This is a genomic window from Marinomonas mediterranea MMB-1, from assembly GCF_000192865.1.
Classification (GTDB): domain Bacteria; phylum Pseudomonadota; class Gammaproteobacteria; order Pseudomonadales; family Marinomonadaceae; genus Marinomonas; species Marinomonas mediterranea.
This window is the reverse complement of sequence record NC_015276.1, coordinates 2,407,862-2,425,401: the sequence shown is the minus strand read 5'-3', so window position 1 is coordinate 2,425,401 and position 17,540 is coordinate 2,407,862. Positions and strand designations below refer to the sequence as shown.

The following is a 17,540-nucleotide window of genomic DNA, read 5'->3' as shown; positions in this document are numbered from 1 at the left end:
AGTGTTCTCTTTAATGGTTTTACTCACTTATTCAACGGATTACGAAATAGACCTCGCAAGGTATAACAAGTGAATCCGCAATAATTAGCATTCGTTACATTCTGAAGACACCAAATCGTGTTTCTTCAATAGGCTTATTCAATGCAGCAGAAAGGCTTAAACCGAGTACTTTTCGGGTGTCTGCCGGGTCAATAACGCCATCATCCCAAAGTCTTGCTGAGGCATAATATGGGTGCCCTTGATGCTCATACATGTCTAAGATGGGTTGTTTAAAGTCCGCTTCTTCGGAGTCTGTCCAACGCTTGCCCTCACGTTCATATTGCGCTTGTTTAACTTGCGCCAGTACGCCAGCGGCTTGTTCACCGCCCATGACTGAGATGCGCGCATTTGGCCACATAAACAGGAAACGTGGATCGTAACTGCGGCCACACATACCATAATTACCTGCACCGTATGAGCTGCCGATTAACACCGTCAGTTTGGGCACTTTTGCGCACGCCACGGCATTGACCATTTTTGCGCCATGTTTGGCGATACCACCCGCTTCATATTGTTTACCCACCATGAAACCGGTGACATTTTGTAAGAAAATGAGCGGGATTTTTCGCTGAGTACAGAGCTCGATAAAGTGCGCGCCTTTTTCAGCGGACTCGCCAAACATAATGCCATTGTTAGCCACTATGCCGATGGGGTAACCATAAAGTCGAGCAAAACCACAGACTAGGGTGGTGCCATAAAGTGCTTTGAACTCATCAAATTCTGAAGCATCGACGATACGAGCAATGATCTCGCGAACATCAAATGGCTGTCGTTTATCTTTCGGTACTATGCCGTAAATCTCTTGGCTGTCATACAAAGGTTCACGGGAGGCTTGTGTATCAAGTTGGCTAGGCTTAACTCGATTAAGTCGAGATACAGATTGACGGATCAGTGAAATCGCGTGCTGGTCATTTTGAGCATAATGATCGGCGACACCGGACGTGCGACAGTGGGTATCAGCGCCTCCGAGTTCTTCAGCACTGACTACTTCCCCCGTCGCGGCTTTGACCAAGGGTGGTCCCGCCAAAAAAATGGTGCCTTGTTGTTTGACGATAATGGATTCATCCGCCATTGCTGGTACATAGGCTCCACCAGCAGTACAAGACCCCATCACAGCGGCAATTTGCGGGATCCCCTGTGCGGACATATTGGCTTGATTGAAAAAAATACGACCAAAGTGTTCTCGGTCGGGGAAGACGTTGTCTTGATTGGGTAAATTTGCACCGCCGGAATCCACCATGTAAATGCAGGGTAGATTGTTTTCTTCGGCGATGGTTTGTGCGCGTATGTGCTTTTTAACGGTCAGTGGGAAGTAGCTGCCGCCTTTTACGGTGGCGTCATTAGCGACAATCATGCATTCTTGGCCTGAAACCATACCAATGCCAGCTACCACCCCGGCACAAGGTACGGGGCTATCATACACTTGATAGGCGGCTAACTGAGACAACTCTAAAAAAGGCGATCCTTTATCCAGCAGAGCGTTAATTCGATCTCTGGCTAACATTTTGCCTTGTGAAACATGGCGTTGGCGATACTTGTCCCCCCCGCCTTGACTGACCTCCGCTATTTTCTCTCTAAGGTCGTCTACTTGAGTTTGCATAGCAGACTGATTTTCTATGAACTCCGCACTACGCGTATTCACTTTGGTATTTAAAATTGCCATAAATATGCCTTATCGTCATTGATTAACGTGACTGAATGTCGGCTAATGTGTTGCTGATCAGTTGCTCTACGCTGCCATCATGTTCAAACCCAGCTTTTTCAGCATTCGAGGTCGTAAGGGGAGAGTAAGCGCCAAAAGCGGCTTCTAACTGAGGATCAGAGTTATAAAGAATGTTTTCTTCTGAGGTGCTTGTAGCCTTTGAAAGAGCATTAATAAGGTCGCCCATTACAACGTGAATAGCGGGTAGCGTAACGACTCTATCTTCAGGCATGGTTTGACTGTCTAAACTGAGGGCGTGAACGAAATTGTTGACTGTTTGAGTGCGAGACATTAACCAAACTTGTGCCGCTTTAGAGACGGGCATTGTCATCGTTTTACCCGCGAGCATCACATGAAAAATATCGTTCATAAACGCCGATTTAAAACCCACAGCGCCTTGTGGTCGAGCCACGACACCCGGTAAGCGAATACCAACACCATCAATTGTTCCACGACGAGTAAAGGTTCCCAGCGCGACCTCAGACATCATTTTGTGCATGGCGTAATGCAGTTTAGGTTGTAAAGGCGTGTCATCATTTACGCCTTCAGGTGGAATCGCATCTCCGTAAACGGCTATGGCGGAGGCGTAGACGAAACGACAGTTCTCTGTACTCGCACCGGCTAATTGAATAAGATCAACGGTTGCTTCCACATTGACCTTAAAAGACAATTCTGGAGCACTTTCTGCCCCGCCGCCCGGGATGGTTGCAAGGTGAACCACCGCATCTATAGTTTGATCAAAAAGCGAAGCACGAAAGGACGAATCTGCGAGATTGCCTTGCTTAAGGGTTAAGGCTTGGTGTGGCGTTAGTGTATTCAACTCACGATCTGTCGCGACGACGGACTTGCCAGCCTTTAACAGCGCTTCTACAATGCCGGAGCCAATAAAGCCGCCAGCGCCTGTTACTAAAACTGTCATTTGTATTCTCCAGTGCTTTAAAACGTTTTTATAATATGAATACCGGTTCCTAAAGTGATTGAACCCATAGAAACCGGCGTTTAAGCGAATGGCACGATATAAGCTCAGCTCATCAATGAAAACCGTCCATATCCTCAGGTTTAAGATCGTCCAGTGGTACGCCATTGACTAAATAGGGCTTGGCTTCGGTTAATACAAAGACAATACGGCACAGCTTGTCGCTGACGTTTCGCCATGCGTGTATCGTTCCGCGCTGCACAATAACGCCTCCGGTTGAGACTATGGTTTTGACGCCTTTATCGAGCTCAAGCTCAATTTCGCCTTCTAACACGATGCCGTAATCAATGGAGTTAGTACGGTGCATGGGAGACTCCGAACCCGGTGGCGTATCAACCATGCGAATCACAGACCCGCCTGGAAGAGTTATCCCAGCATTGCGGTCTCGACCGTCTGTTTCATCGTTGTTATCCACAGGGAGCTCTGGGGCGGACCAAATTGTTGCAAAGCCGGCGCCATCTGCACCGGGCATTTCAGTTGGAACAATACGTTCATTTGAACAGATAATAGCGTGACCTTTTTTATCGTGTCCGGTGACAACGCGTTGGAAGGGTTTATAAACTGTCATAGCTAGCTCCCTGGTCGTGTCACTTTTTGCTCAATAACACCAAATACGACTCGCTCGTCCGGTGCTTTTGCTTCCATACGAACCGTATCGCCATAACGCATAAACTGGGTTTTCGCCTCGCCCTGATCGAGCACTTCAATGCCACGACGTTCAGCAATGCAAGATGACCCCACCTCTCGGTATTCATAATTGGAAACGGTTCCGGATCCGATGACTGTGCCAGCGACTAAAGTACGTGTTCTAGCGGCGTGAGCAACAAGCTCGTCAAAGCCGTATTGCATATGACCGCCGTGCGCGTGACCAAATTTTTTTCCATTCCACTCGACATGAAGGCTAAGCTGCACTTGGCAATTTTCCCAATGCTCGCCAAGTTCTTCTGGCGTCACTGCAAACGGAGCGACTGAACAAGGTGGCTTAGCGTGAATCCAACCAAAGCCTGTGCTTATTTCAGGGCCGGAATACGCTCGTAACGACCAATCGTTTATTTGCACAACTAATTTGATATGTTTACGTGCTTCCTCTGGGGTAACGCCCATTGGAACTTCATCAACAATAATGCCGAACTCGCCTTCAAAATCGATCCCATCGGCTTCGCTGGCCATCGGTACATCAGCAGTCGCACTGAGAAAGGTATCGGACAATCCTTGGTACATTAATGGGCGGCCTTCGAGAGTCTTAACTTCCATTCCCGTCACGGCGCCCATAAGGTCGGCATGACTTTTATATACTGAGCCATCAAGCCATTGCCATGCACGAGGAAGTGGGGCGCAGAGTTCTGAGGTTTGAAAGGTTTGCCCTGCGAGTGTGCCGTGATTCAGTGCGGTTGAAATGGCTTCTAATGAGGGTTCAAAGCTCGTCCAATTTTCCAATGCGGCTTGCATACTGATGCCTGCAGGCGCATAGCGTGTACCATCGTTGGAGATAACGACCAATTGACCGTCTGGAGTATTATTGTTTAATGTCGCAAGTTTCATCTTGATAGGCTCTCGTATTAGATAGATAGGAGCGGCCAGAACAAATTTTAATTTGAAGAAGGTTAATCCTTTGCAAGATAAACCTTGGTGGCTCAAGCGTTGACGGAGATAATGGCTAACTACATTAACCAAATAACGTTAACCAAATCGAAATGATGATTTGGGTTCTTATCTCGTGTCGTTCCTATCTAGTAAGTTTTATTTTTATCGTTCAGAACTATGCCAATATAGAGCACCCATGGTTTTACAGAAAAACCCTTTAAATCGAATTGATCGTTCAGCATTATCGAACGATCAATTCGTCAACAGTCCATGGTTTGGTAAAGTATATGAGCGCCTATTGAGAAGCTGCGTGCGAATTTTCGTAGCTTCTCTCGGCATGTAACGCAAACCAATGAAAGTGACTGACGTAAAGATACTGCTGTGCAGGTATCTAAACGGTACTCTTGTAGGTTCATTGAGTATTAACAGTGAGAGTTATTAAGAGTTATCCAATTAACGCATCACGATTTTCTTCAAGCCAAGCACGGAATGATTTTGGCTTACGACCGATCATTCTTTCCACAAAATCGCTCAGAACCCAACCTTCTTCATAAGTAGCTTCAAACTCAAAAAATCCCCAAATCATCGGGGCAGCTGGGCCAAAAATACGAGTGTATTCTTTGACAAAAGCTTCTTTATTGCCGACGTAGTCAATCGTAACGCCTAGAACTTCTGACATGATCTCAGCGACTTCGTGACCGCGTAGGTTATCTTGACCATTGTTTAAGGTGTGTAGTTGACCTATGTGGCCTTGGTTATCGGATAGCAACAGTTGTGCAGCCACTTCTGCTATCTCGTTGGCATCAATGTAAGGGACTTTTCTTGGAGGCCAAATCAACTGTTTGTCTTCTTTAATGGCTCTATTGGCACGAGTGGAAAAGTTGTCCATAAAGCTAGCGCCAAAGTTCAAGAAAGTGGTCGGCAAATCGTTTTCTTCGTAAATTCGTTTTGTGACCAAATCAGGGTACTCGTCGCCCATCATTTTCTTCATAGGTTCTGGCATTAGGCGGTAGTTGTACCCCGGAACCATGGCCACCTGACGGATGATGTGAACGGCGGTACCGCTTTTCTTAACCGCAGCAACAAAATTGTTTGTTACAGGTAAGAACGGGAGTTGATTAGGGACTGACATATAGATGCCTTCCATGCCATCTACAGCAGCTTCCATTGAAGCGAGATCTAAGTAATCTGCTTTTACTACTTCGGCGTTAGGGAACTCTTTACGCAGTGGTTCAATGCCTTCTTCGCGGCTAGAAACCAATCTGAGTTTAATTTGAGGCGCGGTTTTTTCAATAAATTTCGCCATGGGTTTGCCGATGTGATTACCCGCACCAAAAATCAAAATGCTTTTGGGAATCTGTTTTTTGATGTAGCTCATAAGTGTTTCCTAAGAATTATTTAATACTAAGTAATCAAATACTAAGAATGTGTTGTACGTCTTTAACGACCAGAATTTGGGTGAACAGGATCAAACAGTGCTCTTTCATAACCTATTTGATCCTGTTAAAAAAGCCGAATATCTAAGCCTGTTTATTTCGTGTAATGGTTTGCCAGTTGGTGTATTCCATTAAACCATGCAGCGAGTTTTCGCAACCAAGGCCGGATTGTTTATGACCACCGAAAGCTTGTGCCGGAGAGTATTGATGCACTTCATTAATCCATACTGTACCAGCTTCGATTTGTTCCGCGATGCGTTGGGTTGCGTCTTCGTCATTGCCCCAGATACTGGCACCTAGGCCATAAATCGTATCATTGGCGCGGGAAACAACGTCCTCTTCATTGGACCAACGCAGTAATGGCAGGATAGGGCCGAATGGTTCTTCAGTAACAATGCGAGAATCTTCCGCTGGGTTATCAACCAGCGTCACAGGGACAAACCAGCCTTTGGCGTTATCGTCAATATCACCGCCAACAGCAAATTTTTGCCCTTGATCTATGCAGTCTTGAAAGTACATTTGTACCTTTTCAAATTGCATGCTGTTTTGAATAGGGCCAAGTGTGGTATCGGCGTTAGCACCATCGCCAACAATGACTTCATTGTTAATATAGTCAACCAATGCGTCGCGTACTTGATCGTAGACAGCATCATGGATATACAAACGTTTAGTTGCGTTACAGAACTGCGCATTATTTTGGAAAGCAGCCCAAAAAAGTTTCGGAGCAACTTCTTTCGGATTTACATCCGGCAGAACAATAGCTGGATCATTGCCCCCTAGTTCCAAAGTGACCCGTTTCACAGTGTCAGAACAGGCACTCATCACCTTACGTCCAGTGGCAGTAGAACCGGTAAAAGCAATTTTAGCGACGTCTTTATGAGCGGTTAGCCATTGACCTTGCTCGTTACCACCACTGACACAATTGAGCACACCGGCTGGAACAATGTCTTTTGCCATTTCAGCAAACTTTAGATTACACAGTGGTGTATATGGCGATGGTTTAACAACGACAGTACAGCCAGCCATCAATGCAGGCGCGATTTTCCATACCGATAGCAAAATAGGGAAGTTCCAAGGCACGATTGCACCCACCACACCAAGCGGCGTATAACGTGTAACAACAGAGCGTTCGTCATTCTCGTCAATAACTTCATCTTCTAGCGTTTGTTCTGCAATAGCACGTAACCACGCAACGGAACCGAACACTTCCCATTCTGCGCCAGAACGAGGTTTACCTTGTTCACGAGTTAACAATGCCATGAAGTCTTCTGCATTTTCTTCAAGCGCATCCGCAAGCTTACTAACCACAGCCTTACGTTGATCAAAACTGGTTTTTGACCAACTTTTAAAGGCCGTTTTAGCACTGTATACCGCGGTATCAAGACACTCTTTCGGACAGTCGGGTACCTGCGCAATGGTCTCTTTTGTTGCTGGGTTAAAGACCGGTAAAGTCTTTTCCGTGGCAACAAGTTCACCGTTAATGACCATCTGATAGTGATTATGTGCATCGAACATAGTTATCGCTCCTAACTGATTGACAGTTTTTTTATTGTTATTTATCTAAGGTATGGAGTTTGCGGCGCATCACTTTACCGCTGGAAGTTTTCGGTAAATCATCAACAAATTGAATCTCACGAGGCACCTTGTAGGCAGCCAAGTGTTCACGACAATAAGAGATAATTTGATCAACATCGGGTGAGGTATTTTGTTTCGCAACAATATACGCTTTTGCGAGTTCACCTTTGGCTTCATCTGCAATAGGCCCCACTGCCACCATGGCGACATCTGGGTGATTGGCGATCACCCGTTCTAATTCGGCGGGGTAGATGTTGAACCCTGCGGTAATAATTAGATCTTTTTTTCTATCGACGACAAAAATACAGTTATCCGCGTCCATTTTGGCTAAATCACCGGTATGCAGCCAGCCATCGGCAGTGACGGCTTCTTTGGTGGCTTCTGGGTTGCCATAATAGCCTTGCATAACCAAAGGACCGGAGATCATTAGTTCGCCAACGTCTCCTCGCGTCATCTCTACTTCTGCGTTGTCGACATCGACAATTTTGGCTCCGGTATACGGCAATGCCACACCGATAGAACCGTGTTTGTATTCACCGTCGTGAGCGAAGGTGCTGCCGAGGCCGCCAATTTCTGTCATTCCCCAGAGTTCGATGAGCGGACAGGCAATAGCTTCTTCAACGGCTTCCATCTTGCTGGTTGGCATGGTTTGTCCGCCAACTGTACAGATCCGCATGTGAGAAAAATCCACACTGGATAAGTTGGGGTGATCCAGCATATATAGGTACATGGTCGGTACCCCTTCAAACATGGTGGCTTGATATCTGTTGATTGAGGTAAATACCTCCTCTACATCAAACAAGCTGTGCATGACTAAGGTGCCACCTTTATAAAAAGTGCTGTTAAAAGCGATGTTGCCGTACACATGAGGGCAGGGTAATGCCGAAACGACGGTATCGTTTTCCGAACGACCATGCATTTGCGCCGTCATCAAAAAGTTAGTGATCACCGAACGATGGGACAGCATCGCACCTTTCGGATTACCTGTAGTGCCAGAGGTATAACAAATGGTTGAAAGACTGTTTATGTCTACTTCAACACTTGAGAATTCATCACTGCCGAGATCTAGGAAATGGTCGAAAGACTCAGCACCTTCAGGGATATCCTTACCGTACAAAATAAGGGTTTCAACGCCCGTTTTTTGCTGGATTCCCACAAGCGGAGTCCCTTTAGATTGCGAAGCGATGATGACTTTCGCTTCGCAATCTTGAACGACAAACTCAACTTCGCTCGGCGTAAGCATGACATTAACTGGATTTACTACAGCACCTGTTTTTAAAATGCCGTAATAGCTGACAAGCCATTGCCATGAGTTTTCACCGTAAAGCGTCACTTTATCGCCTGGCCCAACGCTGTTTTTCTTTAGAGCGCTGGCTAAACGATTAGATAGCCGATTTATTTCACGGTAAGTGAAAGATTGCTGGTTGTAAATTAACGCTGTTTTATCACCGAACTTATCTGCCGACAGGGTGATGACATCGCTTAAATTTTTTATCATTGTTCTCACCTCCAAATTTCTTTTTATTGGTTATATTTTGAGATCAGCAACGCAGTAACTTATTACTTGGAGTCGTCCTTACCGAACTCCTTAGTTAGAATTTTCCTAAAGATTGGTTTACCCCAAGGGTGGAAGAATATTTTCTTAGCAATCGGCCACGCTTTTGATTCTTTTGCGGCTTCAGGTTGAATGTAGTGCTTCGAATCCGAGAGATTATTCGGATCCCACGTGTTTTTAACTTTACGCATCCATCTATTGGCATGACCAAGTTTAGGACCAAATAAATCGCTGGCCTCACCGTGTACAAAGAGGGCGGCACCCAGAGGTTTCTTCTCATTACTAATAAAACTACTGAGGATAAAGTCCACACAAGCGACAATGTTTTTAACAAAACTACGAGTACTAGCAGGGTTATTTTCTGTCCAGAAGTGTCGACCTTCTGATAACCACATCCAGTTTTGTTCAGTGTCGACTTCCATCATCTTACCGCCGGCTTTGGTCTCTTTATCGCCAATATCGTCATTGGTTCGTTTGACAACATCTGGAATAAGATTGACTGAATCGAGTACACCCATACTTACTCCCGCACAGTCACCCATACGGTTGAAGCGCGCGACGTAATGGGAGGTCAGAACAGCCGCCGTGAGAATATCGCGCTCACGTTCGGAGATGTCCATCTTACGGCCATTGGTTTCAGCGAGAATTTTATTCAGTACCGCTTCATTCCAATCAAATTGCGCTTTCGTCCACGCCATGGTCGTGACAGACCAACCAACTGCATTGGCCTTAGTGGCAATGTCTGGTAATTTTCCAGCACGTTGCAAATCGTAATATTCACGGTTAGTCGCAGTAAGGCAGTGGCCAACAGCAGCGGGTGGCATGCGATTAATGAAGGCCACCGCCTTGCTGTTTTTCATCATCTGAGTGGCTTTTGTTGCATCTTCCCAGTTATCCCAATCAAGCTGGTAGGTGGCGAAATTTTCTGGCGGTGGTGTGCCTCGGTACGGATGTGGGCCACTCCATTCAAGTGTTTTCGGGCCAGCCCACGGGTAAAGTTTTATGCCTATTTTTGTGAAGACACCTAAACCACCTGCAGCTCCATAAAGACCGCGTATCATGCCGCGGAATCCTGGGCCAGGGCCTTCGCCGGTAAACCAGCCTGCGTCCGATCCGCTACTACCAATACGCACGATTTCACCTTCGGGAGTGACCCACTCCAAAGACAACATGTTGCGTGAGTTGATACTGGTATGATTACCTGCGACTCCAACCCCCACAAATGAGGTGGCAGAGGCGAGCGGGGAATGGATTGGGCCAGCACCAATGATGTGACACATTAGTTGATGCTTATGGGCTTCAGAGACCAATTCACCTGCGGTGGTATAAGGTTGGATAATCGCCATACGACTTTCTGGGTCAATTTCTAAGCCTTTCATGCGGCATAAATCGATGGATATAGAGCCCTTAGTACCTACGCCAGAATAGTTACCATAACCGGTACTGTGTGCTTTAAACTTCAATTTATATCGATTACACACTTTAACGACACCAGCGACTTCTTCTGTCGATCCCGGCATTACCACTGCGGCCGGCGCTTTGCCTAATAAATTACGAGTAGAAGGGTCTGCGCCTAACCCCATCCAATCGTGACAGTTAACAACAAAATCTTCGTCTGATACATTGTCGGCGCCAACGACGGCTTCAAAGGCTTTTAATATGTGTGGAGGTAGGTTGCTCATTATGCGTCCTCCTGAATTGAGGCTTCTAATAAGTCAAAGAGATAGGCGACTTTGACGGAAGAATTGCTGCGTTTCGCGGCGGCTGCCATGTTTGCCTGACAGCAAGAAGAGCCACTGACTAACACTTCGGCTCCCACAGATTCGGCTTCGCGCAAAAGCTCTTGAGCTGCGCCATCGGCCATATCGGGGTAGGTTTCTTTTACGCCGGTGCAACCACCGCAACAAAAGGAATATTGGCGAGTACGTTCCAGCTCGACCATATCTAATCCGTCTACTCTTGATAGTAACTGACGCGGCGCGTCATAGTTGCCATCGTTACCGTAATTGACTTTACGAGGCGTGTCGGTAACCGCCATGGTGTTCAGAACTCGAATGTATTCGCCGTTCCAAGGTATGTACTCTTCACTGCGTCGTCCAAGACGACAAGAATCGTGGTAAGCAACCTTACCTGTGTTTTTCATGCCGAGTGACAACTTGCCTTGCTGCAACAATTCTTCGAAAAACTCAGTGGTATGCAAAACACGTACAGAAGAAAGTTTTTTGTTTAGGCGCGGATAGACATTTTTAAAGGCGGAATAGGCTTCCGCACTGATGGCGAGAAGGGTTTTTGCCTGACTTTTTTGAACCAAATCCGCCCATTCTTGAGCCAGTTTGTCGGCAACAGAGCGGTAGCCAATTTCGTACGCTAAACCCCCACTGTCACTTTCTGAATCATAAGCAATACCAAAGTCGACTTTTGCGCTTTTTAACAATTTGACGATAAAACGAAGGTTATCCCATTGTTTTTCGCTATAAGCTTGGCCACTGCCGATATGCAGGAGCACGTCGACGGTTTCTTTACGGGCATCTTTGATGTCTAACCCTTCCGCCCAGCGACTACGCTCATCACGTTTGCCATGAGGTGCGCCTTCTTGTTCTAGGTGTTTGACCATGTTGCTCAAGGTTTCGGGAACCTTGCCATCTTCAGCCAACTGCGCACGGAATTCCAAAATGGTATCAAAGGGCTCAACATTGTCACCCATATGGCTTTTACACATAGTTTCACAAGCGCCACACATGCTGCATGCGAAGACGCTGTCGATCATCTTAGGCGAGGCCTCAATGAGATTTTTGTGGTAACCGTACGCCGAGATAACTTGTCCTCCTGCTGAGGAGGCATGAAAGCGGCTTTGGTATTTGCTTGGACAAATACTCGAAAATTCCTGACTTTTAGGCATGTGCACAAACTTGCACTGAGAGCAGCGATTACACTGCTCGATATTATGAATTCGATCTTCTAAGGACATAATTTTTCTACCAGGTTATTGTTATTAGATAGGTCTCAAAAAACTCAGTAGCACAGTTTCCCGGGGCTTAAAATTCCAGCCGGGTCGAAAATCTCTTTTACCCGGCGAAGGTGAGGCACGATGGTTTCATTGCGAGAAAATGCGTCCTCAGACCACTTACCGTAAGGTCGGCTGAAGAAGCCTCCGTTATCCGCTAACGCCGTAACCAGTTTCATTTCAACGTCGGCAAGTTTTTCGCTTTGCTCATTGGTATGGAAAAGCGAAATTTCGACGTGGCAATTTGTTCCTTGAATCATCGGCTGCAAATACACGCCCACCTGAATATTAGAAATGCCAGCCAACAACGAGTGGGCGACGTTGACCAGATCGGCCGCGTTACTCATTTGAGTAATGCAAAATACGTCAGTATGAGTACCGTAGGGCACATCTTTATAGAACTCTTTAGATGGCGAGTGGAGGCGTGTTTCCAATTCAGAAAGATAATTTGGCGATTGTTGCGAAATACACGTTACTGGCAAGGTATCGACCATTGATAACAAGTCAGCAAGTTGCCATTGCATGCTTTCTTCTGGCATTACTTCACGTGAAGCAATGTTCACGTATAAACACCAAGTCGGCATATCGTCTTTAGAAAACGTTTGTACCAGTTCAGCGAAGTGAATACTGTTTTTGGCCAGTGCAGCTGCTAGTTGAATCCGATTTAGAATAAAATACTGTGCGCCGAGTTGATGCAATGCAAGATGACGCACAATGGATACAAGCGTGCTCACATCTTCTGCACCATAAAGGAAACCCTGTTCAATATCAGGGATACGCTCACAATAAATAGACGCCCAAGACGTAATACCTAATGTGCCTTGAGACCCTAGCATGACACGGGTGTAGTCCGTACCGATTGGACCAGAAGCCATCATTTGACGCGCACCGTTTTTCAATGCTTCGTCAAGGTCGTCATACAGTGCCGCACCGCCTGATCGAAAACTCTCGCCATTTCCCATGGTTAGACTTAGGCTTGCCAAAGGGTCGGTGGAATCCCAATGTTCATTCGGTAACGTTGTCGGCTCACGTTCTAAGTAACAGGCTAATACTGATTTAGATGCTCTTGGCAAGAAGGGTTTGATCGATCGGAGTTTGTGTTTCTTCAATTGAACATCGAATTCAGGGAAAGTCACTCCCGGCTCGATAACGGCAATGGCATCGTCGCTATCAGCATGAATTACTCGAGACATCTTCGACATATCTAGGACAACAAAAGGAGCATCCTTTAAACCTGCGAGTCCATGTCGACGATTACCTGAAGGTGAACTTAGCGGGACAAGCGTCACTTCATGTTGATTGGCCCACTGAACAAGTTGTATAACTTCCTGTTCGTTTTTTGGCCTAGCGATGCCTTGAACTTTGAGTGAATTGTCGGCAGAAACACCTAAAAATTCTTTAGCCGTTGCTGCGTTTTCATACTGGACAAATTTAGGAAGCGGAAACGCGTCATTAGTCATTAGTATATTCTCATCATTTATTATTATTAGATTACAAGGTGTACTATAGGACTTGAATGAAGACTAAACCGCTGTATAAATCTTTCATGACGACTAAATCGTCTTAATTATTGCCTTTTGAATAAAAAATAGAGGTTCATTTGGATTAGATTAGCGGTGACTTTTATAAAAAATCTGACATACTTACTTCATGAAACTTTCAACTCGTTCTCCTAATATTCCGATTGAACCCAACTCAAAACGAGACTTTCTTGATGATGTTTTATCCTCTTTATTGGTTGCCGACTCTGCCGTAGTCTTTTTTGAATTTACCGCGCCTTGGGCGATAAAAATTGAGTATGAGGTTCCTATAAGTTGTACGGTGGTAGAAGGGGAACTGTGGCTAAGTGATCAAAACAGAGTGACGCAATGTTTTCGAGCGGGTGATACCTTTGTCTTACCAAAAGGCATGCGTGGTAAACCGTATTACATTTCATCTTCGGAAGAGTTTCCGCAAAGTTGGATCACCGCGAATGAACTGTTTGATAAAGGGCAACATATTCCATTTAATCTTTCAGACCCACAGCATATAAGTTGGGGCGGTGGGGGCAGCGTGGTACGGATTTTTTCGTTTGCCTTTCATTGGTTTGATCAATGTTATGGGCCTCTGATTGATACTTTGCCCGAGTTGATGCGTATTAACGTGGAAGATGCAGGCACGACTTTGCAAAATCTCATGGTGAGTTTTCTGTTCAAAGAGGCGCACCCTGAGCAATCAGGTTTTGGTTCTCTAGTTGCTCAAACCGCACAATTATTTCTAATTCACGCTATTAGAACCTTTGCCGTGACTTATGGAAGTGATCGCGAAGGGTGGTTAAAGGGTTTTTCCGACCCAAGAATTGCCAAAGCACTGACTTGTATTCACCGTGATCCCGGCAATAAGTGGAGTGTTGAAACACTGGGGAAAGCAACAGGAATGTCGCGATCTGTCTTCTCTAAGCGTTTTACTGAAGTGATGGGGGAATCTCCGATGGATTATGTATGCGCATGGCGTATGCATCTAGCGCGATTAGCATTGGAAACCACCGACACAACCGTTACAGCATTGGCACAACAGTTGGGGTATCAATCGGAGGCCGCATTTCGGACCGCTTTTCGAAAAATGACCGGACAAAGCCCAAAAGAATACTCTAAAAGTAACGCCTCCAATTTACCGTAAGTAATGCATTAGTCAGCAGGTTACTTGGCTTAGTCTACTTCTTCGGCAAGGCTTCCTATTTCAACCGCAGCCGCACGTAATTCAGGAATAAAATGCATCAGCTCGTCGAGATTATTGCGTATAACGGGAGCGTGACAGAATAGACAGGCAATCAGACGTCCATGACTGTCCTTTACGGGAACAGAAATCGCCACCATGCCATCGATAAATTCTTCGTTATCGGTTCCTATGTCGGTTTTTTGAATATAGAGCAATTCGTTTTCTAAACGAGCTAGATCCGTTTTGGTATTTCGAGTGTACTGTTTCATGGGAATCGAACCAAGAATCCGCTGCCGACGGCCTTTACTGAGCGAGCTCAAATAAAGCTTGCCGCTGGCAGTGCAGCAAATTGGCGTGTGAATGCCAACGGGTAAGTGGATTTGTAACGGCCAGTTAGTTTGTGCGCGGTCGTAGTAAATCATATCGGTGCCGCTTGGAATCGCAAGGCCGCACGTTTCGCCAATTTTCTCAGCCAAATGTTGTAAAATAGCTTGCCGTTGAGCCTTAAAACGACTGGAATAGATAATCCCCAATGCAATGTCATGTAGGCGATCAGCAGGTACTAATAAACCTCGCATATTGGTTTGTAGAAAACCTTCGGATTCGAGCTGTTGCAATAGCCTGTGTACGCTTGGTTTAGGAATATTTAATAATACGGACAAATCCGCCGCGCTGAGAGGGTGTTCAGCCTTAGAAATAGCTTCAATGATCTCAAGTACACGAGCGATATTTGAACCTTTTTCCCGAGGTTGCGTGCTCATAAATAAACCTTATATAACTGCATTTTATAAATTAAAAAGAATGAGACCTTTGCACGAAGTCACGAGCAAAGCCAAGGCGAGTCTCTTTTTAACACTGTATTGGAGAGTGCAGTCGTCGTGCAAAGGTCTCAGAATAAATGCCGAATGAATATACAACAAGGGCGACTCCCGAGTTTTGTGTTGGAGTCGCCTTTTTGGTTAATACCTAATATGCAATTTTAGGCAACCAAGTCACAATGCCTTCCCAATAAAAAACGATAGCGAGCCCAAGTAGCTGTATTAAAATAAACGGAATTACACCGCGGTAAATATGGCCAAGGCGAATTCCGATAGGAGCAACTCCTTTTAGATAAAAGAGCGCAAAGCCGACCGGAGGTGTTAAGAAAGAGGTTTGCAGACACACGGCAAACAATATCGTAAACCACACGAGATCAAACCCTAGCCCTGAAACGACTGGAGCAACTAACGGCAAGATAATTAAGGTAAGCTCGATCCAATCTAAGAAAAATCCAAGAATGAAGGTCACAAACAATATGGTGATCACGATACCTGTTGGGCCAAACGGCAAGCTGGTTAACGCGCCTTCGATTATTTCATCCCCACCTAAGCCCCGAAATACCAACGAAAACGCCGTTGCACCGAGAAGTAGGGCAAATATAAAAGCCGTCGTCTTGGTAGTTTCACGACCCACTTCACGAAGCACTTTTACATTTAACCGTTTCTTGCTCAATGCTAAAAGCGTTGCGCCAAATGCGCCGACACCTGATGCTTCTGTAGGAGTAGCAATACCGAAGAAAATGGAACCAAGCACGGCGAGAATAAGACCAGCAGTAGGCAATACGGCTTTAAAAACGTTCCAAAGAATAGCGTATGTTACTCTTTCACTGTCTTTTGGCGCTGGTGCAGCATGTGGCTTCAGCCACGCATAGATCATGATATAAGCAACATACATTGCCGCCAGTAAAAGCCCCGGTAATAAGGCACCGAGGAATAGATCGCCGACGGGAATACCAACCCGATCTCCCATCATTACCAACATAATGCTGGGTGGAATCAAAATCCCTAGAGTCCCCGTTGAACAGACCGTGCCACAGGCGAGTTCTTTACTGTAGCCTTCACGTAACATCATTGGAATGCCGAGCACAGCCAACAAAACGACAGATGCACCAATAATTCCGGTAGAGGCCGCCAATAGCAGACCGACGAAGGTTACGGTAACGGCAAGGCCGCCGCGCACTCTACCAAACAATCTCGCCAAGTTGCCCATAAGATCTTCAGCAACACCTGATCGATCCAGCATCAATCCCATGAAAACGAACATGGGTAATGCGACTAACACCCAGTTTGTCATCACGGCCCAAATGCGTTGAACCGTAATTGATACATAATTCCAATCCACACCGATAAAAGCGTCTAACCAATAATCTGCAGCCATAGCGATAACAGCGAATACGATTGCAATGCCACCCAATACCCAAGCAACCGGAAAGCCACTGAATAGGCAAACAATAAAGGTTGCAAACATTGAGATAGCGAGAATTTCGTTGATTTCCATGATCTCTCCTAGAGGGTGGTCGCAGTAGGTTGAATGTCAGATCGCTTACGATGAAACAACAAGGCAAGCACGCGCGATAGACGGGATATGGTCGCCAGTGCTAATAAAACGAAACCCACTAATAGACTCGATTTGATCACCCATCGGTAAGGCAAACCACCGGGTGCGGAGGAAATTTCATGCATTTCCCATGAATAACTAATAAAGGGAACCGAATACCAAATCACCGTACAGGTAAACGGCAAGAGAAGAAGTAATATTCCGAACAGCTCAATCCACGATTTGGTTCGCAAACTTAAATGACCGTGTATCAAATCCACTCGAACGTGTTGATCATAAGCAAAACAATAGGACAGGCCAATAAGCCATCCAACGGCGTAGAAATGCCATTGAAGTTCCTCAAATTCAATACGGCCTTCACCCAAGGCATAACGCATAAACACATTAAGGATGATGATTCCCATAAGTAGGATCCAAATCCAAGAAGCAGCATTGCCGATGGCTTGTAATACGCCGTCTATACGCTTGGAAAGGGTCGTTTCTGGCAATTGAGTATTTGATGGCTGAGAGTTAGAAGACTGAGAGTCTGAGTCATTATAAGAGCTGAGATCTTCAGCCTTGTCGTTAGGGGTAAGTTGCATAAAATCCTCCGGAAT

Annotated in this window: 14 protein-coding genes; 1 reads left to right on the top strand and 13 read right to left on the bottom strand. The window is 45.8% G+C overall.

What is annotated here, in order from left to right:
• Nucleotides 1-94: 94 nt before the first annotated feature.
• From MARME_RS11085 to MARME_RS11040, 10 genes are all read right to left on the bottom strand, one after another.
• On the bottom strand, nt 95-1,702 hold the full coding sequence (locus MARME_RS11085) for a carboxyl transferase domain-containing protein (RefSeq protein WP_013661356.1): 1,608 nt from the start codon (nt 1,700-1,702) through the stop codon (nt 95-97).
• Between the two features lie 22 nt (nt 1,703-1,724).
• Nucleotides 1,725-2,660: an NAD-dependent epimerase/dehydratase family protein gene (locus MARME_RS11080; protein WP_013661355.1), complete on the bottom strand. Its 936-nt coding sequence runs from the start codon at nt 2,658-2,660 to the stop codon at nt 1,725-1,727.
• Nucleotides 2,661-2,772: 112 nt separating this feature from the next.
• Entirely contained in the window at nt 2,773-3,285 is a 513-nt protein-coding gene (locus tag MARME_RS11075) for a cupin domain-containing protein (RefSeq protein WP_013661354.1), read from the bottom strand.
• Between the two features lie 2 nt (nt 3,286-3,287).
• Entirely contained in the window at nt 3,288-4,259 is a 972-nt protein-coding gene (locus tag MARME_RS11070) for a fumarylacetoacetate hydrolase family protein (RefSeq protein WP_013661353.1), read from the bottom strand.
• Nucleotides 4,260-4,746: 487 nt separating this feature from the next.
• Nucleotides 4,747-5,679 (bottom strand): NmrA family NAD(P)-binding protein, encoded by a 933-nt coding sequence (locus MARME_RS11065; RefSeq protein WP_013661352.1) that lies wholly within the window; start codon nt 5,677-5,679, stop codon nt 4,747-4,749.
• A 142-nt stretch (nt 5,680-5,821) separates the two neighbouring features.
• On the bottom strand, nt 5,822-7,252 hold the full coding sequence (locus MARME_RS11060) for an aldehyde dehydrogenase family protein (protein WP_013661351.1): 1,431 nt from the start codon (nt 7,250-7,252) through the stop codon (nt 5,822-5,824).
• 37 nt (nt 7,253-7,289) lie between these two features.
• Nucleotides 7,290-8,810: a class I adenylate-forming enzyme family protein gene (locus MARME_RS11055; protein ID WP_013661350.1), complete on the bottom strand. Its 1,521-nt coding sequence runs from the start codon at nt 8,808-8,810 to the stop codon at nt 7,290-7,292.
• A 62-nt stretch (nt 8,811-8,872) separates the two neighbouring features.
• Nucleotides 8,873-10,549: an FAD-binding oxidoreductase gene (locus MARME_RS11050; RefSeq protein WP_013661349.1), complete on the bottom strand. Its 1,677-nt coding sequence runs from the start codon at nt 10,547-10,549 to the stop codon at nt 8,873-8,875.
• Nucleotides 10,549-11,835 carry a (Fe-S)-binding protein gene (locus MARME_RS11045; protein WP_013661348.1) on the bottom strand — a complete coding sequence of 429 codons (1,287 nt, stop codon included), beginning with the start codon at nt 11,833-11,835 and terminating at the stop codon, nt 10,549-10,551. The genes MARME_RS11050 and MARME_RS11045 overlap by 1 nt, the downstream gene beginning before the upstream one ends.
• Before the next feature lie 44 nt (nt 11,836-11,879).
• Nucleotides 11,880-13,331 carry an FAD-binding oxidoreductase gene (locus tag MARME_RS11040; protein ID WP_013661347.1) on the bottom strand — a complete coding sequence of 484 codons (1,452 nt, stop codon included), beginning with the start codon at nt 13,329-13,331 and terminating at the stop codon, nt 11,880-11,882.
• Between the two features lie 190 nt (nt 13,332-13,521).
• Here MARME_RS11040 and MARME_RS11035 point away from each other — a divergent pair, with 190 nt between their 5' ends.
• A complete protein-coding gene (locus tag MARME_RS11035) occupies nt 13,522-14,529 on the top strand; it encodes an AraC family transcriptional regulator (protein ID WP_013661346.1) in 1,008 nt (335 codons plus the stop codon).
• 29 nt (nt 14,530-14,558) lie between these two features.
• Here the strand turns inward: MARME_RS11035 and MARME_RS11030 are convergent, their stop codons facing one another.
• From MARME_RS11030 to MARME_RS11020, 3 genes are all read right to left on the bottom strand, one after another.
• Complete coding sequence (locus MARME_RS11030; RefSeq protein ID WP_013661345.1) at nt 14,559-15,329, bottom strand: IclR family transcriptional regulator; 771 nt, start codon at nt 15,327-15,329, stop codon at nt 14,559-14,561.
• A gap of 205 nt (nt 15,330-15,534) precedes the next feature.
• Nucleotides 15,535-16,884: a TRAP transporter large permease gene (locus tag MARME_RS11025; protein WP_013661344.1), complete on the bottom strand. Its 1,350-nt coding sequence runs from the start codon at nt 16,882-16,884 to the stop codon at nt 15,535-15,537.
• 8 nt (nt 16,885-16,892) lie between these two features.
• Nucleotides 16,893-17,525: a TRAP transporter small permease subunit gene (locus MARME_RS11020; protein ID WP_013661343.1), complete on the bottom strand. Its 633-nt coding sequence runs from the start codon at nt 17,523-17,525 to the stop codon at nt 16,893-16,895.
• Nucleotides 17,526-17,540 lie beyond the last annotated feature (15 nt).

Bases quoted from the DNA above. Each gene is read 5' to 3' on its own strand.
- MARME_RS11085 (WP_013661356.1), bottom strand. From the start codon at position 1,702: ATGGCAATTTTAAATACCAAAGTGAATACGCGTAGTGCGGAGTTCATA.
- MARME_RS11080 (WP_013661355.1), bottom strand. From the start codon at position 2,660: ATGACAGTTTTAGTAACAGGCGCTGGCGGCTTTATTGGCTCCGGCATT.
- MARME_RS11075 (WP_013661354.1), bottom strand. From the start codon at position 3,285: ATGACAGTTTATAAACCCTTCCAACGCGTTGTCACCGGACACGATAAA.
- MARME_RS11070 (WP_013661353.1), bottom strand. From the start codon at position 4,259: ATGAAACTTGCGACATTAAACAATAATACTCCAGACGGTCAATTGGTC.
- MARME_RS11065 (WP_013661352.1), bottom strand. From the start codon at position 5,679: ATGAGCTACATCAAAAAACAGATTCCCAAAAGCATTTTGATTTTTGGT.
- MARME_RS11060 (WP_013661351.1), bottom strand. From the start codon at position 7,252: ATGTTCGATGCACATAATCACTATCAGATGGTCATTAACGGTGAACTT.
- MARME_RS11055 (WP_013661350.1), bottom strand. From the start codon at position 8,810: ATGATAAAAAATTTAAGCGATGTCATCACCCTGTCGGCAGATAAGTTC.
- MARME_RS11050 (WP_013661349.1), bottom strand. From the start codon at position 10,549: ATGAGCAACCTACCTCCACACATATTAAAAGCCTTTGAAGCCGTCGTT.
- MARME_RS11045 (WP_013661348.1), bottom strand. From the start codon at position 11,835: ATGTCCTTAGAAGATCGAATTCATAATATCGAGCAGTGTAATCGCTGC.
- MARME_RS11040 (WP_013661347.1), bottom strand. From the start codon at position 13,331: ATGACTAATGACGCGTTTCCGCTTCCTAAATTTGTCCAGTATGAAAAC.
- MARME_RS11035 (WP_013661346.1), top strand. From the start codon at position 13,522: ATGAAACTTTCAACTCGTTCTCCTAATATTCCGATTGAACCCAACTCA.
- MARME_RS11030 (WP_013661345.1), bottom strand. From the start codon at position 15,329: ATGAGCACGCAACCTCGGGAAAAAGGTTCAAATATCGCTCGTGTACTT.
- MARME_RS11025 (WP_013661344.1), bottom strand. From the start codon at position 16,884: ATGGAAATCAACGAAATTCTCGCTATCTCAATGTTTGCAACCTTTATT.
- MARME_RS11020 (WP_013661343.1), bottom strand. From the start codon at position 17,525: ATGCAACTTACCCCTAACGACAAGGCTGAAGATCTCAGCTCTTATAAT.